A 26,015-nucleotide genomic window follows, 5' to 3' on the forward strand; every position below is an offset into this window, starting at 1 on the left:
CCTCATGCGGCGCTTGCCACGATTGCGAGTACGACGATGGAATTCGAGAAACTTCTGCGCCTGATGGTGGAAAAGGGCGGCTCCGATCTGTTCATCACGGCAGGCGTGCCGCCTTCGATGAAGGTCAACGGCAAGATCATGCCGGTCAGCAAGACGGCGATGTCGCCGGAAATGACCCGCGAGACCGTGCACGGCGTTATGAACGAGCAGCAGCGCCGCGAGTTCACCGAGAACCATGAGTGCAACTTCGCCATCAGCGCCCGCGGTATCGGCCGTTTCCGGGTCAGTGCATTCTACCAGCGCAATCTCGCCGGCATGGTGCTGCGGCGTATCGAAACCAACATTCCGACCATCGAAGAACTCAAGCTGCCGGACGTCCTCAAGAAGCTGTCGATGACCAAGCGCGGGCTGGTGCTGTTCGTCGGGGCCACCGGTACCGGCAAGTCGACCTCGCTGGCTTCGATGATCGGCTACCGCAACAAGAATTCCAGCGGGCACATCATCTCCATCGAAGACCCGATCGAATTCATCCACCAGCATCAGAGCTGCATCGTCACCCAGCGCGAGGTCGGTATCGATACCAGCTCGTTCGAAGTGGCCCTGAAGAACACCCTGCGCCAGGCGCCGGACGTGATCCTCATCGGCGAGATCCGCACCCGTGAAACCATGGACTACGCCGTGGCATTCGCCGAAACCGGCCACCTCTGCCTGGCGACCCTGCACGCCAACAACGCCAACCAGGCGCTGGACCGCATCATCAACTTCTTCCCGCCCGACCGTCACAACCAGGTGTGGATGGATCTGTCGCTCAACCTCAAGGCCATCGTCGCGCAGCAGCTGGTGCCGACGCCTGACGGCAAGGGGCGTCGTGCGGTGATCGAGGTGCTGATCAATACGCCGCTGGCGGCCGACCTGATCCGCAAGGGCGAGGTGCATGAGCTCAAGTCGCTGATGAAGCGCTCCACCGAGCTGGGCATGCAGACCTTCGACCAGGCGCTGTACAACCTCTATGTGCAGGGTGAAATCACCTACGAAGATGCGTTGCTGCACGCCGATTCGGCCAACGATTTGCGTCTGCTGATCAAGCTGGGATCGGAAACCGATGGCGAGCATCTGACCAGCGTGTCCCAGGGCCTGAGCCTTGAGGTCAGTGACGACGATCCAGGCCGCAGCTTCCGCTAGTCGGCCTGTTTTGCATCCAGGCCGATGCGCTTTCCGCTTCTCGCGGCGACGCGCTCGGCCTGGCCGTCACGCTGCGCACCGGCTCGTGCGCGGCTCATCAACTGCGGGATCAACATGCCTTCGGGCAGATTCTTCCAGAAGCGCACAGGCAGGTTGCTCTCCAGTACGCCGCGGTTCAGCCGGGCCGGGTTGAACGTGCTTTCGTAATACGCCTTCCATAGCTCGCCGCCGGGGTCCGCTGCGTTCTGCGCCAGCTGCCGCCACGGCGGCGGGCAGGGGCGGGTGTAGTACATGTCTTGGCCATCCCAGCAAACCCCTTCTTCCGGCGTCGCGATCAGCCAGCTATTGCCGCCCATCCGTTCGGCGAAGTGTCCCGCCGCCCAGGGCAGTATGTCGTGCGCAGGCTCGAACCAGGCGACGTGCCGCGGTCCATCACTGGTCTGCAGTGGGCTGAAGCGAAGAAAGGCATGCAGATGATGGGCCTCACGACGGACTGCCTTGATGCGCCCATGCAGTTCGCTGCCATCGATGTCGCCGACCATTCGCGCACTCGAATCGCCCTGGTTGACCCGCCAGAGCACGCGATACAGCAGGCTCCAGCGCTGCTCGGTGCGATAGCGCGCGGCCATTTCGAGTTCGTCCAGCAGTTGTCGGGGGACGCGAATGCGCGGTCCGCCTTCCGTTGAAGGTGCCGGCGAGGGATCGTCGAATAGCCCTGTCGATTCATCGTCGCTGGCCCAGTTCAGCTCATGTGGCGCGACGCAGCTCTGCAGCAGCGCGCGAGCCCGAACTCGCCACTCCTGGAAGCTTCCATCGAAACGCACCGTGACCATTACCAGAGCGCCAGTTGTGCGGGGGTGTCGCGCAGATGCTGGCGCAGCATGGCCGACTCCTGCCCTGCCAGGCTTGGCCGGTAATCCTGAGTGATGACGAAGGGTTTGGCTTTCTCGAGCGAGCAGCGCAGACGGGTCAGATCCTCGAAGCGGATGCGCTTCTGCCGGCGCAGATCCACCAGGCGTTTCGCGCTGAGCATGCCGATTCCGGGAATGCGGGCGATCATCGTCGGTTCGGCGCGGTTGAGGTCCACCGGAAACTGGTCGCGGTGCGCCAGCGCCCAGGCCAGCTTGGGATCGATATCCAGCGCGAGGTTGCCTGGCCCGCTGAGCAGCTCCCCGGCCTTGAAGCCGTAGCCTCGCATGAGGAAGTCGGCCTGATACAGGCGATGCTCGCGCATCAGCGGTGGTGCCGCGAAAGGCACGGTATTGGGGCTGTGCGGAATAGGGCTGAAGGCCGAATAGTAGACCCGGCGCAGTCGATAGCTGCCGTACAGCGACTGTGCGGTATGCAGGATGGTGCTGTCATCGGTGTTGTCGGCGCCAACGATCATCTGCGTGCTCTGCCCGGCAGGCGCGAAGCGCGGTGCCCGCCGCTCCGCGCTGGCCTCGGTTTCGCCCTGGTGAATGGTATGCATGGCCTGCTTGATGGTTACCACCTGCTTTTCCGGCGCCAGGCGGATCAGGCTGGTTTCGGTCGGCAGTTCGATGTTCACGCTGAGACGGTCGGCGTAGCGGCCGGCTTCGGCGATCAGCAGTGGGTCGGCATCTGGAATGGTCTTGAGGTGGATGTAGCCGCGAAACTCGTGCTCCTCACGCAGCAGCCTGGCGACCCGCACCAGCTGTTCCATGGTGTAGTCCGCCGAGCGGATGATGCCGGAGCTGAGGAACAGGCCGCTGATGCAGTTGCGCCGGTAGAAGTCGAGCGTCAGGCTGACCACTTCTTCCGGCGTGAAGCGCGCCCGCGGCACATCGCTGGAGCGGCGATTGACGCAGTACTGGCAGTCGTACAGGCAGAAGTTGGTCAGCAGGATCTTCAGCAGCGCCACGCAGCGCCCATCCGGCGTGAAGCTGTGGCAGATGCCCATGCCATTGGTGGCGCCGAGTCCGCTCTTGCCCTTCGAACTGCGCTTCGGCGCGCCGCTGCTGGCGCAGGAAACATCGTACTTGGCCGCGTCGGCGAGCACGCTGAGTTTGTCGATCAATTGCATGGTGGTGGCCGTGATACTGTTCGCATATACAGTATCACGGTTGCGCATGGCGGCAAGGTCCGACTGGCGGGGCGGTTCAGGCGCATTATCGGATAAGCTGGACGCCACTCATCAATCGCACATCGAGGTTCGGATGCAGCAGAACACCCATAGCACGCTGATCGGCTATCTCCTGTGGATATTCGGTTTTCTCGGCTCCCACCGCTTCTACTACGGCAAGCCCATCACCGGCACCATCTGGTTCTTTACCCTCGGCCTGTTCTTTGTCGGCTGGATCATCGACCTGTTTCTGATCCCATCGATGGATCGTGAAGCGGACATGCGCTTCCAGCCGGGGCCCATCGACTACACGGTCGGCTGGATACTGCTGACCTTTCTCGGCGTATTCGGTGTACACCGCATGTATCAGGGTAAGTGGATCACAGGAATCCTTTACCTGTTCACCGGTGGCTTGTTCTTTATCGGTGTGCTTTACGACTTCTGGACGCTGAACTCGCAGATATCCGAGCGCAATCTGGCGCGGAGCTGAACGAGTAGGGCAGGAAATACTTTAGAAAACTGGCAGGCATGGACGGGTTGATGTCCAGCCTGCGCAGATCTTTCGCATCAGCCTTCGAAGCTGATGTGGCCGTCGACGATGGTGTAGCGTACCGCGCCCGGCAGGCAGTGGCCCATGAACGGGCAGTTACGACCTTTGGAATACCAGCGCTCGCCGACCAGGGTCGAACTGTGTTGATCGAACAGCACCAGGTCCGCAGGTTGGCCGGCTTGCAGGGTGCTGGTCGGCAGGCGTAGTGCTGCAGCGGGCCCGCTGGTCAGGCGCGCCAGCAGGGTTGGCAGGTCGAGCAAGCCGTCATCCACCAATGTCAGCGCCAGTGGCAGCAGAATTTCGGCACTGCTGATACCCGGTTCGGTTTCGCCGAACGGGGCCAGTTTGGCATCGGCCTCGTGTGGTTGGTGATGACTGGAAATCGCCGAGATGACGCCCGCCTTCACCGCCTCACGCAGGCCATCGCGATCCGCTGCGCTGCGCAGTGGCGGTTGCACGTGATACAGGCTGGAGAAACCGTGCAGCGCTTCATCGGTGAGGATCAGCTGATACATGGCCACGTCGGCCGTCACCGGCAGGCCGCGAGCCTGTGCCTGGGCAATCATTTCCGCGCCACGGGCGCTGGTCAGTTGGGCGAAATGCGCGCGAACGCCGGAGCGCTCGACTAGCAGCAGATTGCGCGCCAGTGCCACGGTTTCGGCGGTCTCCGGAATCCCCGACAGGCCGAGGAAGCTGGCGGCGGCTCCTTCGTGAGCAAGCCCGCCTTCGGCCAGATCGCGGTCCTGGGAGTGAAAGATCACCGTCAGATCGAAGGTGGCGGCGTATTCCAGCGCACGGCGCAGGTTGCGATTGCTGGCAAATTCGGTAAGGCCGTTGCCGAACGCGACACACCCGGCTTCACGCAACGCGACCAGCTCGGAAAGCTGCTCGCCGGCCAGGTTGCGCGTTAGCGCGCCGATGGGGAACACCTTGGCATGGCCCGACTCACGGGCGCGATCGAGGATCAGTTCGGTCACTGCCGCGGTATCCAGCACCGGTCGCGTTTGCGGTGGGCAGCACAGGCTGGTGATGCCGCCAGCGGCGGCGGCCAGGGTCTCGCTGGCAATGCTGCCTTTGCGGCTGTAGCCGGGCTCGCGCAGGGCTACCGCAAGATCGACCAGGCCGGGTGCGGCGGACAGACCCTGTGCGTCAATTGTCTGTTGTGCTTCGAAGCCGGCTGGCGCCTGGCCGATGGCGGCGATCTTGTTGTGCTGCAGGTAGATATCGGCGATTTCGTTGCGCCCGCTGACGGGGTCGATCACGTGTGCGCCGAGGATTCGGGTTGCCACCATCACTGCTGCTCCTCGGATACGGATTCAGAATCGATCTGGCGCTGGGCCGCCTGGCCGCTCATCGCCATGGACAGCACAGCCATGCGAATGGCGATGCCATAGGTGACCTGATTGAGGATCACCGATTGCGGGCCGTCGGCCACCGCCGACTCGATCTCCACGCCGCGGTTGATCGGGCCCGGGTGCATGACGATGGCGTCGGGCTTGGCCAGTGCGAGACGCTGGGTGTTCAGACCGTAGAGTTTGTAGAACTCCCCTTCGCTGGGAAGCAGGCCGCCCTGCATGCGCTCGCGCTGCAGGCGCAGCATGATCACCACGTCGACATCGCGCAGCCCCTCGTTCATGTCGTTGAACACGCGCACACCGTACTGCTCGATGCCCTCGGGCAGCAGGGTTTTCGGTGCGATCACGCGGATGTCCGGGCAGCCCAGTGTCTTCAGCGCCAGCATGTTCGAGCGCGCTACCCGCGAATGCAGAATGTCACCAACGATGGCGACCGAGAGGTTCTCGAAGCTGCCTTTGTGGCGGCGGATGGTAAGCATGTCGAGCATGCCCTGGGTCGGATGCGCGTGGCGCCCATCGCCGCCGTTGATCACTGCGACCTCCGGGCTGACGTGCTCGGCGATGAAATGGGCGGCGCCGGAGTCGGCGTGGCGCACCACGAACATGTCCGCGGCCATGGCTTCCAGGTTGCGCAGCGTGTCGGTCAGGGTCTCGCCCTTGCTCGTAGAGGAGGTCGAGACGTTCAGCGTGATGACGTCTGCCGACAACCGCTGCGCCGCCAGTTCGAAGGTCGTGCGGGTGCGTGTGGAGTTCTCGAAGAACACGTTGCAGACGGTTTTGCCGCGCAGCAGTGGAACCTTCTTCACCGCCCGGGCGCCGACTTCGAGGAATGAATCGGCAGTATCCAGGATCTCGGTGAGCAACTCGCGCGGCAGGCCGTCGAGGGAGAGAAAATGGCGCAGCTGGCCTTGGTCGTTCAACTGTAGCGGGCGCTTGGCGTCGGTGGGCGTCATCGCAGGATCTCGGTTGGCGGGGCTGTGGGGCGGACTTGCCGGCTCGCTCAGGAGCCGCTGGTTTCCATCTGTTGTTCGAGGGCCAATGGCTCCGGTCCGATCAGCTTGATGCGCTGCTCTGGCGCCAGCGACAGGGTGGCGCCGACCACGTCAGGGCGAATCGGCAGCTCACGCGCGTTCAGGTCGAGCAGGCAGACCAGCGTTACGCTGGCAGGACGACCGTAGTCGAACAGTTCATTGAGCGCGGCGCGGATGGTGCGGCCGGTCATCAGCACGTCATCGATCAGCACCAGGTGCTGGCCTTCGATCTCGAAAGGCAGTTCCGACGGCTGCACCTGCGGGTGCAGGCCCTTCTGGGTGAAGTCGTCGCGATAGAAGGACACGTCGAGGATGCCGAGCGGTTCGTTCTGCGCGCGGGCTGCGAGCAGCGCCTGGGCCACCCAGACGCCGCCGGTACGGATACCGATGAAGCGCGGCTCCTGGATGTCGCGATCAATCAGGTGTTGCTTCAGTGTGGCGACCATCTCGGGCAGCAGCTGTTCGGGATTGGGCAGAATCATAGGGTCTCCTTACAGGTCTGGATCAGGCGGCAGGGTGATCGCTCAGCCAGCCTTCCAGTAATAGGGCTGCGGCCAGGGCATCCACCGGGCGATCGCGATAGCCGCCGTGCTGGCCCTGGCGCAGACGCTCGCCTTTGGCTTCGAACGTGGTCAGGCGTTCGTCGTGAGTGTGCACCGGCAGGTTGAAGCGACCGTTGAGTCGGCGGGCGAACTTTTCCGCCCGGGCACTCATGTCGCTGGGCGTGCCGTCCATGTTCAGCGGCAGGCCGACGACCAGCGCATCGGGCTGCCATTCGCGCATCAGCGCTTCGATCTGTTGCCAGTCCGGCACGCCGTTCTGCGCCTTGAGTACGCAGAGTTCACGTGCTTGCCCAGTAATGACCTGGCCGACAGCGACGCCGATCTGCTTGGTGCCGTAGTCGAAGCCGAGCAGCAGTCGCGGCGCACTCATGCGTGGCCGACCTGGGTGCTGAGCAGGCGCAGGTCGACGCCGAGTGATGCTGCCGCGGCGTTCAGGCGTTGGTCATAAGGTAGGTCGAACAGGATCTCGGTATCCGCGGGGCAGCTGAGCCAGGCATTGTCGGCCAGTTCGGCTTCCAGCTGTCCCGCTTCCCAGCCGGCGTAACCGAGGGCCACGAAGTGCCGGGCAGGCCCCTGGCCGTCCGCAATGGCGAACAGGACGTCCTGCGATGTGGTCATGCCCAGCGGGCCGAGGGAGAGGGTGGCCTGGAATTGCTGGTCGGGCGAATGCAGAACGAAGCCGCGATCGGTTTGCACCGGGCCGCCGGAGAATATCGGCAGGCTCTGGCAGAGTGGGGGGATCGGCTCGTCCGGGCGCAGCTGCTCCAGCACATCAGCCAGGCTCAGCCCGCTCGGGCGATTGACGATCAGGCCCATGGCGCCTTCTGCGCCGTGTTCGATCAGGTAGATCAGCGTCTGGGCAAAGTTCGGATCGGCCATCTGCGGCATGGCGATCAGGAAGTGATGCTTGAGGTAGCTGGGCGCGGTGCTTTTCATGCGCGTTAGCTTAAGCGTTGCACCGCGTTCCGGCTACAGGTGCGACGGTTCGCCCGGCTGCCGATTTCAGCGACTCGAAAGCTTGTCGCCGCGCTCGAAACGCCAGGTGCGGATGATCTCCACCTGGTCGAACTTCTGTGCCAGTTCGCCGGTGAAGGGCGCAAAAGGCGCTGCCAGTCGCACGATGCGCAGCGCGGCATCGTCCAGCACCGGCTTGCCGGAGGACTCGATCACGCGCAGCTCCTGGATGGTGCCGTCGCGGTTGATGGTCACCAGCATGCGCAGGCTGCCGTAGATCTGCTGGCGGCGGGCCTCATCGGGATAGTTGAGGTTGCCGATGCGCTCGACCTTCTTGCGCCATTCGTCGCGATACCAGGCACTGATGTCGCGCATGGTGGCGGCACTGTTCTGTCGGCTGACCCTGGGGCGCTTGGCATAGCGCTCGACCTCTTGTGCCAGCTCGGCTTCGAGGCTGGCGATCTCCGCGCTCAGTTGTGAGCTGTCGAATGCCGGCGCTGCTTGCGGCTCGGGCTGCGGTGGCGTCTGTTGCTTGACGTCGGCCTTTTCGCGCTGTGGGCTGCGAGTGGTGACGACGGTCTTCGCCGGTTCCGGCCGGGTGCTGCGAGGCGGTGCTGCCGGTGGGGTCACCTTGCGTACCTCGGTATCCTGGAACTGCGCTTGCTCGGTGGTTTTCGGCGTGGCCTTGTGCTCCAGCGTGCCGCTGCCCTGCTGATTGTCTTGGGCGAGGAAGTCCGCTTCCTTGGGCTTCTCTTCGCTTTTGAAGGTCGACAGGGTGATTTCCAGCGTCTTGCTGATCTGCTTCGGCTCGGAGAGGGTAAAGCCAAGCCCGAGAATCAAGGCCAGATGCAATGCGGTAGCCAGAAAAAGCGTGAAGCCGAGCCTGTCCGCCGGGCGGACTCGGGTGGTTTCAGGCACGGGATGGCGGATAGCGGCGTTCATCGCAGGTCGGGTCGGCTCGAAGTGCCGCGCAGTCTGCCGGCTTTGAGCTTGGAGTCGCAAGCTCCAAGCTAAAAGCTGTTAGCTGGTTCAACCTTGCAGCTTCGCCGCGATCGCGTCCATGAGCCGTTCGCCGATGCGGGTATCAAAGGCATTGTCGATTTCGCGGATGCAGGTCGGGCTGGTGATGTTGATTTCGGTAAGGTAGTCGCCGATCACATCCAGGCCGACAAACAGCAAGCCGCGCTTGCGTAGTTCCGGGCCGACGATCGCTGCAATCTCGCGGTCGCGATCCGACAGCGGCTGTGCCACGCCGCGACCACCCGCGGCCAGATTGCCGCGCGTCTCGCCAGCGGCGGGGATTCGCGCCAGGCAATAGGGGATCGGCTCGCCATCGATCATCAGGATGCGCTTGTCGCCGTCCTTGATCGCGGGAATGTATCGCTGCGCCATGATTTGGCGGCTGCCATGCTCGGTCAGAACCTCGAGAATAACCGACAGATTCGGGTCGCCCTCGCGATGACGAAAGATCGATGCACCGCCCATCTCGTCGAGGGGTTTGAGAATGATGTCACGGTGCTCGCGGGCGAACTCGCGGAGAATGTCCGCGCGCCGACTGACCAGTGTCGGTGGGGTGCATTGTGGAAACTGGGTGGCGAAGAACTTCTCGTTGCAGTCGCGCAGGCTCTGCGGTCGATTGACCACCAGCGTTCCGGCCTTTTCCGCCAGTTCCAGCAGATAGGTTGCGTAGACATACTCGCTGTTGAAAGGCGGGTCCTTGCGCATGAGGATCACGTCCAGATCAGTCAGGGGGGCATCGATCTCCCCATCCTTCTCGAACCAGTGCTGCGGGTCATTGAATACCCGCAGCGGGCACATGCGCGCCCGGGCCTGATTGCCGAGCTGATATAGGTCGTGCTGCTCCATGTAGAACAGTGTCCAGCCTCGCGCCTGGGCAGCCAGCAGCATGGCCAGCGAGCTGTCCTTCTTGAAGGCGATCTGCGCGATAGGGTCCATGATGATCCCGACGCGAACGGTCATGGGGTGTTCTCCGGCAATGGGCGGCGAAGCGCCGCCAGTGGCTCAAAATGTCGCTGCAGATTGGCTGTGGTTGTGCACTGGGTCAAGGAAAATCCGGATGCTTTTCCGGTTGATAGCGTGTGCATGAGGAGTGTGCTAAAAAGGTCCGGCGATTGGGTGCAGCCCATCGGTGGCAGGGCCTCCGGCGCACTGACATAACGATAAACTACGACTCACCGAGGCGATGGTAGGGCGAAATGGAACAGCACTCCGAGGGCTTGAAGGTCATGGTGATCGACGATTCGAAAACGATTCGTCGCACTGCTGAAACCCTGCTGAAGAAAGTAGGTTGCGATGTCATCACCGCTGTGAACGGTTTCGATGCGCTCGCCAAGATTGCGGATACTCATCCCCGCATCATCTTTGTCGATATTATGATGCCCAGGCTGGACGGTTATCAGACCTGTGCGTTGATCAAGAACAACAGTTCCTTCAAGTCGACGCCGGTGATCATGCTGTCTTCCAAAGATGGCCTGTTCGACAAGGCCAAAGGGCGTATTGTCGGATCCGATCAATACCTTACCAAGCCGTTCAGCAAAGAAGAGCTGCTCGGTGCGATCAAGGCGCATGTCCCTGATTTCGCACCGGTGGAGCAAGCATCCTGAAGTTCGGCATTGTTTGCCGCTGAAGCCTTCCTATGGAGAAATCATGGCTCGCGTTCTGATTGTTGATGATTCGCCGACCGAAATGTACAAGCTCACCGCCATGCTTGAGAAGAATGGCCATGTGGTGCTTAAAGCAGAGAATGGCGCTGACGGCGTCGCGCTGGCTCGTCAGGAAAAGCCGGATGCCGTGTTGATGGATATTGTCATGCCCGGGCTGAATGGTTTTCAGGCTACGCGCCAACTGACCAAAGATTCTGAAACCAGTCACATTCCGGTGATCATCGTCACCACCAAGGATCAGGAAACCGATAAGGTCTGGGGCAAACGCCAAGGCGCCAAGGATTACCTGACCAAGCCGGTGGACGAAGCCACATTGCTGAAGACCCTGAATGCCGTTCTGGCGGGCTGACGCCGCGGTAGCCAACACTCGGACAAAGGGACGTGGCCAGCATGCCTGACATGCAAACGCCGTTTCAGCAGTTGCTGGAGCTAGATAAACGTTGCCGCACGTACGCGGCAGGCCTGCCTTCTCAGCAGGAAGCCGTGCAAACCTGGGGAGGGATCGGCTTTCGGATGGGGGGGCGCTTGTTCGTCGCTCCAATGGGGGAGGTTGGCGAAATCCTGCATGAGCCTCGCTATACGTTGCTTCCCGGCGTCAAGAGTTGGGTAAAGGGCGTGGCGAACGTGCGCGGCAGATTGTTGCCTGTGATGGACCTTTGTGGGTATTTCGGGCTTGAGCTTTCGGCACTGCGTAAGCAGCGCAGGGTGCTGGTGGTGGATCACCAGGAAGTGTTCGCCGGACTGACTGTCGATGAAGTCTTCGGCATGCAGCATTTCGCGGTGGAAACCTTCTCGGAGGAGTTGCCTCCGATCGAGGCATCAATTCAGCCATTCATTCATGGTGTGTTCCAGCGCGAGCAGCCCTGGCTGGTCTTCAGCCCGCACGCGTTGGCTACGCATCAGGCGTTTCTGGACGTCGCGTTTTAGTTGTAGGTGGGTCGACCAAGGTCGGCCTTTTGGTTCTTGGATGGAAACGACGGGGGTCCAGGCGGGGGCCGGATAATGATCAAAATGAATGCTAATGCTTTGTTGAGCGGGGTGCGCAGCAATACGCTGACCACCGGTTTGTTTATCGTGCTGATCGTATCGATCGTGCTGCTGTTCGCGAACTTCGCGTACGTCAACACTCAGGCCGATCACGATAACGAATACATCGCTCACGCAGGAGAGCTGCGCGTACTGTCCCAGCAGATCGCCAAGGATGCCGTGGAAGCGGCGACCGGCACGCAGGAGGCGTTCGCGTCTCTGAAGCAGGCCCGGAACGACTTCAACCAGCGCTGGGCCTATCTCTCGCAAGGAAACGAGAACATCGGTCTGCCGGCGGTTCCCGAGTCGTTGCGCGATGAAGTCAACGCGGTGGAGCAGGACTGGAACACGCTGCGTCGCGATACCGACGCCATCCTGGCCAGTGAGCAGACTGTCCTGTCGCTCCACCAGGTAGCCAGCACCCTCGCCGAAACCATTCCTCAGCTCCAAGTCGAGTATGAGGAGGTCGTCGACATCCTGTTGGAAAGTGGTGCGCCAGCAGCCCAGGTTTCGGTTGCCCAGCGCCAGTCGCTGCTGGCCGAGCGTATCCTCGGTTCGGTGAACAAGGTGCTGTCCGGTGACCAGGACTCGGTACAGGCGGCCGATATGTTCGGTCGTGATGCCAGTCTTTTCGGTCGAGTCCTGAATGCGATGATCGAAGGCAACGTCGCCATGGGCATCACTGCGGTGGCCGACGAAGAGGCGCTGGATCGTCTCTCGGAGATCGCTGAGCTCTTCCAGTTCGTATCCGGATCGGTGGACGAAATTCTCGAAACGTCGCCTGAACTGTTCCAGGTGCGCGAGTCGGCGAACAGCATCTTCGAGGTTTCGCAGACCCTGCTCGACAAGACCTCCGCGCTGTCGCAAGGCCTGCAGAGCCGCGCCGATGCCCGTTATCTCAACACCATCCTCGGTTACGTGCTGGGCGCCATTGCGCTGGCCTCGATCATCCTGATTGGTCTGGTAATGGTTCAGGAAGCACGCCGCCGCCTGAGCGAAACCGCTGAGAAGAACGAGCGTAACCAGGCTGCGATTCTGCGACTGCTCGATGAAATCGGCGACCTCGCAGACGGTGACCTGACGGTGGCCGCGACCGTTACCGAAGACTTCACCGGTGCGATTGCCGACTCAATCAACTACTCCATCGACCAGCTGCGCGAACTGGTAGCCACCATCAACCAGACCGCTGTTCAGGTATCGGGCGCTGCGCAGGAAACCCAGGCGACTGCAATGCACCTCGCCGAGGCCTCCGAACACCAGGCCCAGGAAATTGCCGGTGCTTCTGCTGCAATCAACGAAATGGCGGTTTCCATTGACCAGGTATCGGCCAACGCCGCGGAATCCTCGGCGGTAGCAGAACGTTCGGTAGCCATTGCCAACAAGGGTAACGAGGTGGTGCACAACACCATCACCGGCATGGACAACATTCGCGAGCAGATCCAGGACACGTCCAAGCGGATCAAGCGTCTCGGTGAGTCGTCCCAGGAGATCGGTGACATCGTCAGCCTGATTAACGACATTGCCGACCAGACCAACATCCTTGCACTCAACGCGGCGATCCAGGCATCCATGGCGGGCGACGCAGGCCGCGGCTTCGCCGTTGTAGCGGACGAAGTACAGCGCCTGGCTGAACGCTCTTCCGCGGCGACCAAGCAGATCGAGGCACTGGTAAAGACCATTCAGACCGACACCAACGAGGCGGTCATCTCGATGGAACAGACCACCTCCGAAGTGGTGCGCGGTGCGCGTCTGGCGCAGGACGCCGGTGTGGCACTGGAAGAGATCGAGAAGGTATCGAAGACGCTTGCGGCGCTGATCCAGAACATCTCCAACGCGGCACGTCAGCAGGCTTCTTCGGCCGGCCACATCTCCAACACCATGAACGTGATCCAGGAGATCACCTCGCAGACCTCGTCGGGTACCACCGCTACGGCCAAGAGCATCGGTAATTTGGCCAAGATGGCCAACGAGATGCGCCATTCCGTTTCCGGCTTTACCCTGCCGGATGCTCCGGATCAGGCCTGACTTGAGCAGTGCGGCAGTCATCTGATGGCTGCCGCCGATGATCATGAGCGAGGGGCAGGGCATGCAGCCGAGGTTTGACTGGGCATTGGAGCCCTTGGCCGATATGTCGCCGGCGGAATTCCATGACTGGCAGACGCTCCTCGAAGAGCGCTCCGGCATGGTCGTCAGCGAACGCAGGCGCAGCTTCCTGCAGACCAATCTGAGCGCTCGCATGCGCGAGGTCGGTGCTCCCGACTATGCCAGCTACTATCGGCAGGTCACCTCCGGCCCCCGTGGTGCTGTCGAGTGGTCGACCCTCATGGACAGGCTGACCGTTCAGGAAACACGTTTCTTCCGTCATCCCGCTTCTTTTGATCTGCTCGAAACCTACTTGCGCCAGCGTCTGGAGCAGGAGTCGATCAAGCGACCCCTGGCGCTGTGGAGCGTGGGTTGCGCAAGTGGTGAAGAGACGTACTCGCTAGCCATGGCCACCGCCGAGGCGCTGGCGGGACGCGAATTCGACGGCAGCTTCGGGGTCACCGGTACGGATATCAGTCTGAGCGCGCTGGCCAAGTCCCGAACAGCGGTCTACAGCGCGCGCAAGCTGGAGCAGGTCGAACCGGCGTTGCGTGAGCGTTATTTCCTGTCGCTATCCGATGATCGTTTTCAAGTGATTCCCGGCCTGGCCGCACGTGTGTGCTTTGCAAGGCTCAATGTGCTGGAACTGGCGAACTCGCCCGTTTCCAGCATGGACGTTATTTTCTGTCAGAACCTGCTGATCTATTTCCGCCGCTGGCGTCGCCGAGAAATCCTCAATCGCCTGGCAGATTGCCTGGCTCCGGGGGGATTGTTGGTGATCGGTGTAGGTGAAGTGGTCGGCTGGCAGCATCCGGGATTGCTTCCGGTGGCCAACGATCAGGTTCTGGCTTTTACCCGGAAAAGTTTATGAGCGGAGTCGCTATGGGTGATCGGCACGATTATGTCGCCCTGGAGTGGGTGAAAGGCGAGATTGCCGAGACGCTTAAGCAGGCGCGTCAGGCTCTGGAGGCGTTCGTCGAGAACCCACAGGACTCGACCCGGATGCGCTTTTGCCTGACCTATGTGCATCAGGTCCACGGCACTCTGCAGATGGTGGAGTTCTTCGGCGCAGCATTGCTCGCCGAGGAAATGGAGCAGCTGGCGCGGGCCCTGCTCGACGAGCGGGTGGCCAATCAGGGCGAGGCGCTCGAGGTGATGATGCAGGCCATCCTGCAGCTGCCTGCCTATCTGGACCGCATTCAGAGTGCGCGCCGCGACCTGCCGATGGTGGTGCTGCCGCTGCTTAACGACCTGCGCGCCGCTCGCGGTGAAAAGCTGCTTTCTGAAACCAGCCTATTTTCACCCGACCTGTCCGGACGCACGCCGGCGCTTTCCCAGGAGTCGGTCGAGCGTCTGCGTACGAACGAGCTGCCGGCCCTGCTGCGCAAGCTGCGCCAGATGTTGCAGGTTGCGCTGGTTGGGGTGATTCGCAACCAGGACCTGCCGACCAATCTCGGCTACATGGTGCGCGTATTCGCCCGCCTGGAAATGCTCTGCAAGGATGCGCCACTGGCGGCGCTATGGCAGATCGCCTCGGGCATGGTCGAAGGTCTGGCCAGTGGCGGCGTGAGCAACGGCACCTCCGTCCGCACCTTGTTGCGACAGGTAGACAAGCAGCTCAAGCGGTTGGTCGAGGAAGGCGCTGATGGCCTAAATCAGGCTGCGCCCGATGAGCTGATCAAGAACCTGCTCTTCTACGTCGCCAAGGCGCCGGGGCAGACGCCCCGTATCCAGGCGTTAAAGCAGCTTTACCGCCTCGACGAAGCGCTGCCGGACAGCGCCGTGGTCGATCAGGAGCGTGCTCAGCTGGCTGGTCCCGACCGTGGTGCGATGCGCTCGGTGGTCGCTGCCCTTTGTGAAGAGCTGGTGCGGGTAAAGGACAGCCTGGACCTGTTCGTGCGCAGCGATCGCAAGGTCATTGCCGAGCTGTCCGGCCTCGAGGTGCCGCTCAAGCAGATCGCCGATACCTTGGCAGTGCTCGGCTTCGCTCAACCGCGCAAGATCATTCTCGATCAGATCGTCCTCGTCCAGTCCGTAGCGCAGGGGCAGCAAGCGCCCGACGACGCCATACTGATGGATATCGCCGGTGCGTTGCTCTATGTCGAGGCTACTCTGGCCGGCATGGTCGGCGGTCCCGCGGAGGAGCGCAGCGAAGCAAGCCACCTGCCGACCACCGATGTTGCCCAGATTCACCAGTTGGTCATTCGCGAAGCGCGTAACGGGCTGGAGCAGGCCAAGGACGCAATCATCGAATTCATTGCATCGCAATGGAACCACGAGCATCTGGCCCGGGTGCCGGATCTGCTCACTCAGGTTCGCGGCGGTCTGGCGATGATTCCCCTGGAGCGTGCTGCGGCCCTGCTGCAAGCCTGCAATGGCTACATCCAGGATCAGCTTCTGGCGCGACAGGCTGTGCCGGACTGGCAGAGCCTGGATACCCTGGCTGACGCGATCACCAGCGTCGAGTATTACCTCGAGCGACTGTCCGAGGATTGCGGCACCCAGGGCGATCTGATTCTGGATGTGGCCGAAGAAAGCCTGCAGAACCTCGGCTACTCGCTTGGAGTTGCAAGTGCTCCGATGAAGGTCGCGGCGGTCGAGAACGAATTCGCCGATCCGCTGGACGAGATCGAAGTGCTGCCTGAGGAGCCAGACGCAAGTCTGGATGCATTCGACTCCGTTGCGGTCGACCAGGAAGAATCTCCGGCACCGATGGGCCCTGATTTCTTGAGCGAGGCGCAAGCGCCACTCGAGAGCCGTGATGCGGAGATCGCGGCGGAGGCCGAGGAAAGCGAGTGGACGCTGGAAGACCTGTCCGGCGATGAAGAAATCATTTTCAACCTGCCAGAAGAGATGCCGGCGTCCGAAACGCCTCCAGACTCACTTGAAGATGAGTCGGACCTGAGCGAATGGAGCGATGCGCAGGTCGCCGAGCTCGATCTTCCGGAAGTGAGCCTGCCAGATTATTCCGAACCTGAAAGCCTGCAGGTCGAAGTCGAGCCTGTACTCAGCCTTGAGGAAGTCATGGCGGCGCCGGTCGCAGCCATCAACCCGCCTGCTCAGGATGTACCGCCTAGCCTCCTGCCGCCTCCTGCCGACGAAGAACCGGTCGACGAGGACCTGCTGGAAGTCTTCATCGAGGAAGCGGCAGAAGTTCTGGAGGCGATTGGCGAGCAGTTGCCACTCTGGCTTGCCGACAGTGACAACAAGGATGCCCTGGGCGAAGTGCGACGTGCATTCCACACGCTCAAGGGCAGTGGGCGGATGGTGCGTGCACTGGTCATCGGCGAGTTGGCGTGGTCCATCGAGAATCTGCTCAATCGTGTTCTCGATCGCAGCATCCAGCCGACCGACGCGGTGAGGCAGGTCGTTAACGATGTCGTTGCACTCATGCCAGCCCTCGTCGATGAGTTCGCGGCCAAGGCCCAGCGCCAGCGTGATGACGTCGATCACCTTGCGGCAGCAGCGCATGCCCTGGCTAAGGGGCAGTCAGTGGTACTTTCGCAGCCTGCCGAGACGCCTGCTGCGATTGCGGACGAGCCTGCCCCGTCCGCGGCGCCGCAAGACGATGACGACGCACTGGACCCCCAGTTGCTGGAAATTTTTCGCAACGAAGCCGAATCGCATCTGACCACGCTGGTCAGTTTTCTCGCCGATTGCGCCCAGCGCCTGCCGCAGCCGGTGACCGATGCACTGCAACGTGCCTTGCACACGCTCAAGGGTAGTGCGCACATGGCCGGCATCCTGCCGGTGGCGGAAATCGCAACGCCTCTGGAGAAGATGGTCAAGGAATTCAAGACCAACCTGATCCAGATGGATCTGGCCGAAGCCGAGCTGCTGCATGAGGCCGAGCTGTTGTTACGCCAGGGGCTGGCCAATCTCGATCACGAACCGTTGGCGCCGATAGAAGGTGCCCCGGAGTTCCTGGCCAAGGTGCACGCCCTGCATCAGGCCAGATTGGTCGAAGCCGGCGCCCGCCAGCATAACGATGCTGGTGAGGCCCGCGATCCGAGCGTGATCGCGCTGTTCCTCTCTGAAGGCATGGACATCCTGCTGGATGCCGAAGATTTGCTGCGCAGCTGGCGCGAGCATCCTGCCGAGCGTCAGGAACTCTCCGCTCTGCTGCAGGAGCTGACCACGCTCGGACAGGGCGCGAAAATGGCCGACCTGCCGCAGATGGAAGCGTTGTGCCAGGTGCTGCTGCGTTTGTACGCGGTGGTTGAGGAGGGGCGACTGGCTGTCAGCGAGCGCTTCTTCGACGACGTCGAGCAGGGCCATGAAGCGCTGGTCGGCATGATGGATCAGGTAGCTGCCGCGCTGCAGGTGAGTGAGCAGTCGGAGTTGGTGGCGCGGCTCGAAGCATTGCTCGCCGAAGCCATTGACCCATTGGTTCTGGAGCAGCCGGGCGACCCAGTTTCGGTTGCTGCTCCTGGCGAGATTTCGCTGACAGAATTGCCAGCCGAAGCCGAAGCCGAAGCCGAAGCCGAAGCCTGGCCCGAAGAAGACGCCCCGCAAGACGAGGCGCAGGACGATCTCGATCACGAAATGGTTGAGATCTTTCTCGACGAAGCCGTCGACCTGATGGAAAGCGCCGGCCATGCGCTTGATCGCTGGCTCGCTGATCCGGCCAACCAGATGGCGCTCTCGGCTCTGCTGCGCGACCTTCACACCCTCAAGGGCGGCGCCCGGATGGCAGCAATCCGTCCGATCGGCGACCTCGCCCATGAGCTGGAGTCGCTTTACGAGGGGCTCTCCGACGGTCGCTACGTCCATTCCGCCCCGCTTGCAGCGCTGTTGCAGCGTAGCCACGATCATCTGGCGCTGCAGCTCGAGCAGCTGCAGGGCGAGATGCCGATGAGCAGTGCTGATGCACTCATCGAGTCGATGAAAGCCTTCCGTCAGGGGGCTCTGCCGGCATTCGACGGCGTTGATTCGACTGATGCTTCCCTACTCGAGGCGGCTGCGGGTCCTGACCTGATCCGACCGGAGAACGATTCTGCTCAATCGCTGGATGAGCCGCTGAGCGCCGATGCGTTTGATTTGCCGCTGCTCGAGGTCGATGAGACTTCTGCCGAGGCGGATGAAGGCGACAACGAAACTGCAGCGGACGATAGCCGCGCTTCGGATATCCCGTTCAGCGAAGAGTTGGATGAGATCGACCTCAGCCTTCCCGAGCTGGATGAGGTGCCGGAAGCGTTCGAAGCTGTGCCGGCCGCCGAGGAGCACGACGCAGTCGAGCGCGATCCCGAATTAGTGGAGATCTTCCTCGAGGAGGGTTTCGACCTCATCGAGAGTGCTGCGGGTGGTTTGCAACGCTGGATGGCGGATGTCGACAACAGCTTCGAACTCGAGGCATTGCAGCGCGATCTGCATACCCTCAAGGGCGGGGCCCGGATGGCTGATATCCGTGAAATCGGTGATCTCTCCCACGAGCTCGAGTTTCTTTACGAGGGCCTGTGCGCCGGTAGCTACCGGGCCAGCCCGGAATTGTTCGGCCTTCTGCAGGCCTGCCAGGACCGCCTGGCGGAAATGCTCGAGGCGGTGCGGGCCCACCAACCGGTGCCATCGGGTGGTGCGCTGATCGAGACGATTCGCCACTTTCGCAACAACCCCGATGAGCAACTGAGCATTCCCAGCAGCGTGTCGCTGAAGGCCGCTCAGGAAGATGCGCAGCAGTCTGCCGAAGCCGAAATTCTCGACATCTTTGTCGAGGAGGCTGACGACCTGCTGGAGGAAATGGAATCAGCGCTCGGTCGCTGGGATGCCGGCCGCGAGGATGCCGCTCCGTTGGCTGACATGCTCCGTGTGCTGCACACGCTGAAAGGCGGTGCGCGGCTGGCTGGGCAGACCGCACTGGGCAACATGGCCCACGATCTGGAGCAGCGGTTGAGCGAGGCGCAGCAGCAGGGCGCCCCGTGGCCGGATAGCCTGTTTCTCGATGTGCAGCACGGCTACGACGCGCTGCTGAGGGATGTCGAGCTGCTTCGGGCGGGCCTGGCGAGCGACGGAAGCGACGCTTCGCAACCTGAGTCGCCGGAGCTCGAGCCAGAGTTGCCGCGCGAGCCGGTGACTCTGGAACAACCGATCGTCGCGGCCAGTACCTTGCCGAAGCCGAGTACCAGCCCGGCGAAGGTGCTGCCATTCATTCGACGCGCACAGCTGGCCGCTCAGGAAGCCGCTGCGCGGCGGGCACCGCAGGAGCTGGTCAAGGTTCCCGCAGAACTGCTGGAGGGTCTGGTCAACCTGGCGGGCGAAACATCGATCTTCCGCGGTCGAGTCGAGCAGCAGGTCAGCGACGTCGGCTTCACCCTTGGCGAGATGGAAGCGACCATCGAGCGGGTGCGCGACCAGCTGCGCCGATTGGATACCGAAACCCAGGCGCAGATTCTCAGCCGTTACCAGGCTGAAGCCGAGCGCGCCGGCTATGACGATTTCGACCCGCTGGAAATGGACCGCCATTCGCAGCTGCAACAGCTTTCGCGCGCACTGTTCGAGTCAGCGTCCGACTTGCTCGATCTTAAGGAAACCCTGGCTGCGCGTAATCGCGACGCTGAAACGCTGCTGCTGCAGCAGGCTCGGGTCAATACCGAGCTACAGGAAGGCCTCATGCGTACCCGCATGGTTCCTTTCGAGCGCCTGGTGCCGCGCCTGCGCAGAATCGTGCGGCAGGTCGCTGGCGAGCTCGGCAAACAGGTCGAGTTCATGGTCGGCAACGCCACCGGTGAGATGGACCGCAGCGTGCTTGAGCGAATCGTTGCGCCGCTGGAGCACATGCTGCGCAACGCCGTCGATCACGGTATCGAGCCGGTCGAGCGTCGTCGTGCTGCCGGCAAGCCCGAGCAGGGCGTGATACGCCTGGATCTGGCCCGTGAGGGTGGCGATATCGTGCTGACGCTGGCCGACGACGGTGGTGGCATCAATCTGGACGCGGTGCGGCGCAAGGCTATCGAACGCGGGCTGATGTCCGCCGATAGCGACCTGTCCGAGCATGAAATCCTGCAGTTCATCCTCGAAGCTGGGTTCTCCACCGCGGAGCGCGTCACGCAGATCTCCGGACGCGGCGTGGGCATGGACGTGGTGCACTCGGAAGTGAAGCAGCTCGGCGGGTCGATGAGCATCGAGTCGACGCTCGGTCAGGGCACGCGCTTCCTGATTCGCCTGCCGTTCACAGTGTCGGTGAACCGCGCGCTGATGGTTTATTCCGGTGAGGATCTGTATGCGATCCCGCTGAATACCATCGAAGGTATCGTGCGTGTCTCGCCATACGAGCTGGAAGCTTATTACCAGCCGGATGCGCCGCGCTTCGAATATGCCGGTCAGGCTTACGAGCTGCGTTATCTTGGCGATCTCTTGAACAACGGCCAGAAGCCCAAGCTGGTGGGACAGAGCCTGCCGCTGCCGGTGATCCTGGTGCGCTCGAAAGAACACAGCGTTGCGGTACAGGTCGACAGCCTCGCCGGTTCTCGTGAAATCGTGGTGAAGAGCCTCGGGCTGCAGTTCGCCGGCGTACATGGCATTTCCGGCGCGACCATCCTCGGCGATGGCCGGGTCGTGGTGATTCTGGACCTGCTGGCGACCATCCGTGTGCTCCATGCGCACCAGCTCATTCAGCTGCAACAGCCGCGCCTTATCGATCAGGTGCAGGAGCCGGTCGAGGTCGAAACCGAACGGCCGACACTGGTCATGGTGGTTGACGATTCGGTCACCGTGCGCAAGGTCACCAGTCGTCTGCTGGAGCGCAATGGCATGAACGTTCTGACCGCCAAGGACGGGGTGGATGCCATCACTCAGCTGCAGGAGCGCAAGCCGGACATCATGCTGCTGGATATCGAGATGCCGCGCATGGACGGCTTCGAGGTGGCCACGCTGGTTCGCCACGACGAGCGTTTGAAGGATCTGCCGATCATCATGATCACCTCGCGTACCGGCGAGAAGCACCGTGATCGCGCGCTGACCATCGGCGTCAACGAATACCTTGGCAAGCCCTATCAGGAATCGGTGTTGCTCGAGGCCATTCAGCGCTTGGTTCACGCCGATGTCTGACGTTCTCTGCGCCCGCATTGCGGTACTCGCCGACACCTCGCTGCAGCGTCACGTGCTGCAACAGGCTTTGACCGACAGTGGCTATCAGGTGGTATTGAACAATGACCCGGCGCGCCTCGAGCCGGCAGACCTGGATAGCACCGAGGCCGATCTCTGGCTGGTCGATCTGGCGCAGACCGAAGATTCGCCTCTTGTGGATGCGTTGCTTGAGCGCGACACCACGCGGGTGCTGTTCGGTGAGGGGCATGCACCGGAGCGGCATTCGGAGTTCTACCCACGTTGGGAGCGCAGCCTGTTCAGCAAGCTGAAGCGCCTGATCGGTGACCCATCACGGGCAGTGGGGCCGCGTCTGGACGTACTGCAGGGTGAAGGACAACGCCCCGAGCGCCTGACGCTACCGCCGCTGCTGGCTGATAGCGCGCTGCATGCCGGTGAAGCGGCGACCCAGGTATGGCTGCTGGCGGCTTCGCTCGGTGGGCCGGAAGCCGTGAAAGCCTTCCTGGACGCGCTGCCTGGCGGCCTGCCAGTCGGTTTCATCTATGCCCAGCACATCGAAGCCAGCTTCGAGTCCGCGTTGTCCCAGGCCGTGGGCCGACATAGTCAGTGGCAGGTTCAACAGGTGCGCCCTGGCCAGCCGGTGCGCTGCGGAGAAGTGATCATCGCGCCGATCGGAGAGGAACTCGGGTTCGAGTCCGATGGCAGCACCCGCCTGAACGGTCGTTGCTGGCCTGAACCGTATAGCCCGTCGATCGACCAGATGATGCTGAATCTGGCCCAGCAGTTCGGCCAGCGTTGCGGTGTCATTGCCTTCAGTGGCATGGGCAGCGACGGCAGTGCGGCGGCCGCATATGTGCTGCGTCAGGGTGGCAGGGTCTGGACGCAGCGCGCCGACTCCTGCGCCTGCTCAAGTATGCCGGACAATCTTCGCGAAGGTGGCTACAGCTCCTACAGCGGTGACCCTCGCGAGCTGGCGCAAGCCTTGGTCAATCATCTGGTCAGCCAGGTCGGTACGCCCGCCACGTCTTTTCAACGGGATAACTCATGAGTCAAATGGTCGTTTCTCCGGAGGCGGAAAGCCTCACCGGGCTGCTGATGCCGCTCGCCGATCGCGTATTGCTGGTGCCCAACGTGGCCGTCGCCGAGCTGATTCCCTATCGCGCTGCGCAAGCGGTGCAGGGCATGCCTGCATGGTTTCTCGGGCAGGTGCAGTGGCGTGACCTGAGCCTACCACTGCTGTCGTTCGAGGCCGCGTCCAGCGGCCAGGCACAACCGGTTGGCAGTTCGGCGCGGGTTGCCGTGCTCAACGCGGTTGGTGGGCGCGACCACGTCAAGTTCATCGCGCTGCTGGTGCAGGGCATCCCGCACTCGATCAAGGTCGACGCCAGCCTCGCGCGCGCGGATGTCACGCTTGCCGCGCTCGAACTGGATGCGGTCAACCTTGGCGACGTGCAGCCGCGGATCCCCGATCTGATCGGTCTGGAGCAGAAGCTCGCCGATGCTGGCCTGATCTGATCGAGGCCGCCACCCGGTACGTCGTCAGAAATCGCCCCAGAGCTGCTGTGCCACGCTCAGCGCCACCACCGGAGCGGTCTCGGTGCGCAGCACTCGCGGGCCGAGTCGAGCAGGCTGAAACCCTTGATTGGCCGCCTGTTCGACTTCGCTCTCGCTCAAGCCTCCTTCCGGACCGATCAGGAAAGCCAGTGTCTGCGGTCTGGCATGGCTCGTCAGCGGCGCGGCCACTGGATGCAGCACGAGCTTCAGGTCTGCCTCGACAGGCAACCAGTCACGCAGGCTCATTGGCGGGTGGATGACCGGCAGCGCTGACCGGCCGCATTGCTCGCAGGCGCTGATCGCGATCTGCCGCCAATGGGCCAGACGTTTGTCGGCACGCTCATCGTTGAGGCGCACTTCGCAACGCTCGCTGACGATGGGCGTGATCTGCGTTACGCCTAGCTCGGTGGCCTTCTGAATGGCCCAATCCATCCGTTCGCCGCGGGAAAGACCCTGCCCGAGGTGGATCTGTAGAGGTGACTCTGGCATCCCCGTCAGGCGTTCGTGCAGTTCGACGGTGACGGACTTCTTGCCGACTTCCAGCAGTTCGCCGCGAAATTCACTGCCGCTGCCATCGAACAGCTGAACCGCGCTGCCGGCCGAAAGCCGCAGCACCCTGCTGATGTAGTGGGCCGATGCGTCAGGCAGTGGGTGCTGGCCAAGGGAAAGGGGGGCGTCGATGAAAAAACGGGATAGGCGCATGGAGGCAGCTGCAGGCGGCGAGTTGGAAGCGGCAAGTCTAAAGCATCGGCAGCCTGGCTCGCAGGCTGCCGATGCTCCACATCAACCCGGGTCTCTGAAGCCTGGGTATGGACCGACCGGGACCGATCCCCCGGAGGCATCTCGGGTGGCGATGTCGATTCCCTCGGTGGCGACTGCCGCGAGAAAGTCGATCTGTTCCTCGGTGATGCAATAGGGCGGCAGGAAATACACCACACTGCCGAGCGGGCGCAACAGCGCGCCGCGCTCCATCGCGTGCTGATAGACCTTCAGGCCGCGACGCTCCTGCCAGGGATAGGCCGTGCGGCTGGCCTTGTCCTGAACCATCTCGATGGCAAGTGCCATGCCGGTCTGGCGGACCTCGGCGACGTGCGGATGCTCGACCAGGTGCGCGGTGGCGCTGGCCATGCGCGCGGCCAGCGCCTTGTTCGCTTCGATCACGTTGTCTTCGGCGAAGATATCCAGCGTCGCCAGTGCCGCGGCGCAGGCCAGCGGGTTGCCGGTGTAGGTGTGCGAATGGAGGAAGGCGCGCAGCGTCGAATAGTCGTCGTAGAACGCCCGGTACATCCGGTCGGTGGTGAGCACTGCGGCCATTGGCAGATAGCCGCCGGTCAATGCTTTGGACAGGCAGAGGAAGTCTGGCGTGATGCCGGCCTGCTCGCAGGCAAACATGCTGCCGGTGCGGCCGAAGCCGACCGCGATCTCGTCGTGGATGAGGTGCACTTCGTAGCGGTCGCAGGCCTCGCGCAGCAGCTTCAGATATATCGGGTGGTACATGCGCATGCCGCCGGCGCCCTGAATCAGCGGTTCGACGATGACCGCGGCGATGTCCTGGTGGTGCTCGGCAAGGGTCTGTTCCATGTGCGCGAACATCTGCCGCGAATGCTCTTCCCAGCTCACACCCTCGGGTCGCAGGTAGCAGTCCGGGCTCGGCACCTTGAAGGTGTCCAGCAGCAGCGGCTTGTAGGTGTCGGTGAAGAGGGCGACATCGCCCACCGACATGGCGGCAACGGTTTCCCCGTGATAGCTGTTGGTCAGGGTGACGAAGCGCTGCTTCTGGCCACGTCCGCTGTTGCGCCAGTAGTGAAAGCTCATCTTCAGCGCCACTTCGATACCGGTCGAACCGTTGTCGGTATAGAAGACGCGGTCCAGTCCGGCCGGTGTCAGGGCGACCAGGCGCTCCGACAGCTCCACCACCGGCTGATGACTGAAGCCGGCCAGCATCACGTGCTCGAGTTGGTCGACCTGATCCTTGATGCGCTGATTGATGCGCGGATTGGCATGGCCGAAGACGTTGACCCACCAGGAACTGACCGCATCCAGGTATCGCTTGCCGTCGAAATCCTCCAGCCAGACGCCTTCGCCGCGGCGGATCGGAATCAGCGGCAGCTGCTCGTGATCTTTCATCTGGGTGCAGGGATGCCAGAGTACGGCAAGGTCGCGTTGCATCCAGCTGTCGTTCAGGCTCATCGTTACTCCTCCGCAATGAGTCGCGAAGCCTAGCAGAAGCGCTGGGGCATGACTTATGCGATCAGTCATCGATTTACTCGATGTTTCAAAGCGAAAAAATGCGCTCTATTCCGATAGGTAACCGGCTACGCTTCTAGGCCTGAATTTGAAGGAAGATTCAATGCACTGGCGTAACTCCTCAACGAACTATGGGCTGACCAGCATTGCCTTGCACTGGTTGGTGGCCATCGCCGTATTCGGTCTGTTCGGCCTGGGCTTCTGGATGGTTGGGCTGAACTACTACAGCAGCTGGTATCGCACCGCGCCGGACCTGCACAAGAGCATTGGCATCGCGCTGTTTCTGATCATGCTGCTGCGGGTGCTCTGGCGTTTCGTCAGCCCTGCGCCGGCGCCGCTGGCGAGTCAGGGGCGGCTGACCCGGATCGCGGCCAGGCTTGGTCACAGCCTGCTGTACCTCGGCCTGTTCCTGGTGATGATCTCGGGTTACCTGATCTCCACCGCCGATGGCCGGCCGATCAGCGTGTTCGGCCTGTTCGAGGTGCCGGCGCTGATCACTTCCATCCCCGATCAGGCCGACAGCGCCGGGATTGTTCACGAATACGCTGCCTGGGCGCTGGTGATCTTCGCCGTGGTACACGCCCTGGCTGCGCTCAAACACCATTTCATCGACCGCGACGCGACACTCAAGCGCATGCTCGGTCGTAGTGCCGGTTAATCACCC

22 protein-coding genes are annotated in these 26,015 nt (G+C 62.4%); 11 read left to right on the forward strand and 11 right to left on the reverse strand.

Annotation, left to right across the window (positions count from 1 at the left end):
• Positions 1-36 precede the first annotated feature (36 nt).
• A complete protein-coding gene (locus tag BM275_RS09580) occupies positions 37-1,182 on the forward strand; it encodes a PilT/PilU family type 4a pilus ATPase (protein WP_015275295.1) in 1,146 nt (381 codons plus the stop codon).
• Here the strand turns inward: BM275_RS09580 and BM275_RS09585 are convergent.
• Positions 1,179-2,015, reverse strand: coding sequence for a TIGR03915 family putative DNA repair protein (locus BM275_RS09585; RefSeq protein WP_041015115.1), 837 nt, complete (start codon positions 2,013-2,015; stop codon positions 1,179-1,181). The two genes, BM275_RS09580 and BM275_RS09585, sit on opposite strands and share 4 nt — an antisense overlap.
• Complete coding sequence (locus BM275_RS09590; protein ID WP_046617744.1) at positions 2,015-3,226, reverse strand: putative DNA modification/repair radical SAM protein; 1,212 nt, start codon at positions 3,224-3,226, stop codon at positions 2,015-2,017. Before BM275_RS09590 ends, BM275_RS09585 begins: the two co-directional genes overlap by 1 nt.
• A 133-nt stretch (positions 3,227-3,359) precedes the next feature.
• On the opposite strand from BM275_RS09590, the gene BM275_RS09595 reads away from it, so the two are divergent.
• On the forward strand, positions 3,360-3,755 hold the full coding sequence (locus BM275_RS09595) for an NINE protein (protein WP_003282737.1): 396 nt from the start codon (positions 3,360-3,362) through the stop codon (positions 3,753-3,755).
• A gap of 77 nt (positions 3,756-3,832) precedes the next feature.
• Here the strand turns inward: BM275_RS09595 and BM275_RS09600 are convergent, their stop codons facing one another.
• The 7 genes from BM275_RS09600 to gshB all read right to left on the reverse strand — a co-directional run bounded on the left by BM275_RS09600 (position 3,833) and on the right by gshB (position 9,698).
• Positions 3,833-5,107: a dihydroorotase gene (locus BM275_RS09600; protein ID WP_090520827.1), complete on the reverse strand. Its 1,275-nt coding sequence runs from the start codon at positions 5,105-5,107 to the stop codon at positions 3,833-3,835.
• Complete coding sequence (locus BM275_RS09605) at positions 5,107-6,123, reverse strand: aspartate carbamoyltransferase catalytic subunit (protein WP_042927198.1); 1,017 nt, start codon at positions 6,121-6,123, stop codon at positions 5,107-5,109. The genes BM275_RS09600 and BM275_RS09605 overlap by 1 nt, the downstream gene beginning before the upstream one ends.
• Before the next feature lie 47 nt (positions 6,124-6,170).
• Entirely contained in the window at positions 6,171-6,683 is a 513-nt protein-coding gene (pyrR, locus tag BM275_RS09610) for a bifunctional pyr operon transcriptional regulator/uracil phosphoribosyltransferase PyrR (RefSeq protein WP_023446072.1), read from the reverse strand.
• A gap of 22 nt (positions 6,684-6,705) precedes the next feature.
• Positions 6,706-7,134: a Holliday junction resolvase RuvX gene (gene ruvX, locus BM275_RS09615; protein WP_003297208.1), complete on the reverse strand. Its 429-nt coding sequence runs from the start codon at positions 7,132-7,134 to the stop codon at positions 6,706-6,708.
• Entirely contained in the window at positions 7,131-7,700 is a 570-nt protein-coding gene (locus BM275_RS09620) for a YqgE/AlgH family protein (RefSeq protein WP_090520828.1), read from the reverse strand. Before BM275_RS09620 ends, ruvX begins: the two co-directional genes overlap by 4 nt.
• Before the next feature lie 66 nt (positions 7,701-7,766).
• A complete protein-coding gene (locus tag BM275_RS09625) occupies positions 7,767-8,660 on the reverse strand; it encodes an energy transducer TonB (RefSeq protein WP_090520830.1) in 894 nt (297 codons plus the stop codon).
• An 87-nt stretch (positions 8,661-8,747) separates the two neighbouring features.
• On the reverse strand, positions 8,748-9,698 hold the full coding sequence (gshB, locus tag BM275_RS09630; protein WP_090520831.1) for a glutathione synthase: 951 nt from the start codon (positions 9,696-9,698) through the stop codon (positions 8,748-8,750).
• Between the two features lie 236 nt (positions 9,699-9,934).
• Between gshB and pilG the strand changes: the two genes are divergently transcribed.
• The 8 genes from pilG to BM275_RS09670 all read left to right on the forward strand — a co-directional run bounded on the left by pilG (position 9,935) and on the right by BM275_RS09670 (position 23,065).
• A complete protein-coding gene (gene pilG / locus BM275_RS09635; RefSeq protein ID WP_090520833.1) occupies positions 9,935-10,342 on the forward strand; it encodes a twitching motility response regulator PilG in 408 nt (135 codons plus the stop codon).
• Positions 10,343-10,385: 43 nt separating this feature from the next.
• Positions 10,386-10,751: a twitching motility response regulator PilH gene (pilH, locus tag BM275_RS09640; protein WP_003303135.1), complete on the forward strand. Its 366-nt coding sequence runs from the start codon at positions 10,386-10,388 to the stop codon at positions 10,749-10,751.
• 41 nt (positions 10,752-10,792) lie between these two features.
• Positions 10,793-11,329 (forward strand): chemotaxis protein CheW, encoded by a 537-nt coding sequence (locus BM275_RS09645; protein ID WP_023446068.1) that lies wholly within the window; start codon positions 10,793-10,795, stop codon positions 11,327-11,329.
• Between the two features lie 75 nt (positions 11,330-11,404).
• On the forward strand, positions 11,405-13,453 hold the full coding sequence (locus BM275_RS09650; RefSeq protein ID WP_090520835.1) for a methyl-accepting chemotaxis protein: 2,049 nt from the start codon (positions 11,405-11,407) through the stop codon (positions 13,451-13,453).
• Positions 13,454-13,514: 61 nt separating this feature from the next.
• On the forward strand, positions 13,515-14,381 hold the full coding sequence (locus tag BM275_RS09655; protein ID WP_031298039.1) for a CheR family methyltransferase: 867 nt from the start codon (positions 13,515-13,517) through the stop codon (positions 14,379-14,381).
• An 11-nt stretch (positions 14,382-14,392) separates the two neighbouring features.
• Positions 14,393-21,553, forward strand: coding sequence for an Hpt domain-containing protein (locus BM275_RS09660; RefSeq protein ID WP_090520838.1), 7,161 nt, complete (start codon positions 14,393-14,395; stop codon positions 21,551-21,553).
• Positions 21,546-22,598, forward strand: coding sequence for a chemotaxis protein CheB (locus BM275_RS09665; protein WP_090520842.1), 1,053 nt, complete (start codon positions 21,546-21,548; stop codon positions 22,596-22,598). The genes BM275_RS09660 and BM275_RS09665 overlap by 8 nt, the downstream gene beginning before the upstream one ends.
• Positions 22,595-23,065, forward strand: coding sequence for a chemotaxis protein CheW (locus tag BM275_RS09670; protein WP_090520844.1), 471 nt, complete (start codon positions 22,595-22,597; stop codon positions 23,063-23,065). Before BM275_RS09665 ends, BM275_RS09670 begins: the two co-directional genes overlap by 4 nt.
• A 24-nt stretch (positions 23,066-23,089) precedes the next feature.
• On the opposite strand, the gene BM275_RS09675 is transcribed toward BM275_RS09670, so the two are convergent.
• Both BM275_RS09675 and BM275_RS09680 read right to left on the reverse strand, forming a co-directional pair.
• Positions 23,090-23,806: a 16S rRNA (uracil(1498)-N(3))-methyltransferase gene (locus BM275_RS09675; protein ID WP_045665856.1), complete on the reverse strand. Its 717-nt coding sequence runs from the start codon at positions 23,804-23,806 to the stop codon at positions 23,090-23,092.
• 81 nt (positions 23,807-23,887) lie between these two features.
• On the reverse strand, positions 23,888-25,294 hold the full coding sequence (locus BM275_RS09680) for an adenosylmethionine--8-amino-7-oxononanoate transaminase (RefSeq protein ID WP_041015615.1): 1,407 nt from the start codon (positions 25,292-25,294) through the stop codon (positions 23,888-23,890).
• Positions 25,295-25,454: 160 nt separating this feature from the next.
• Between BM275_RS09680 and BM275_RS09685 the strand changes: the two genes are divergently transcribed.
• Positions 25,455-26,009 (forward strand): cytochrome b, encoded by a 555-nt coding sequence (locus tag BM275_RS09685; RefSeq protein WP_023446062.1) that lies wholly within the window; start codon positions 25,455-25,457, stop codon positions 26,007-26,009.
• The last annotated feature ends 6 nt before the right edge of the window (positions 26,010-26,015 follow it).

Source organism: Stutzerimonas kunmingensis, assembly GCF_900114065.1.
GTDB lineage: Bacteria > Pseudomonadota > Gammaproteobacteria > Pseudomonadales > Pseudomonadaceae > Stutzerimonas > Stutzerimonas kunmingensis.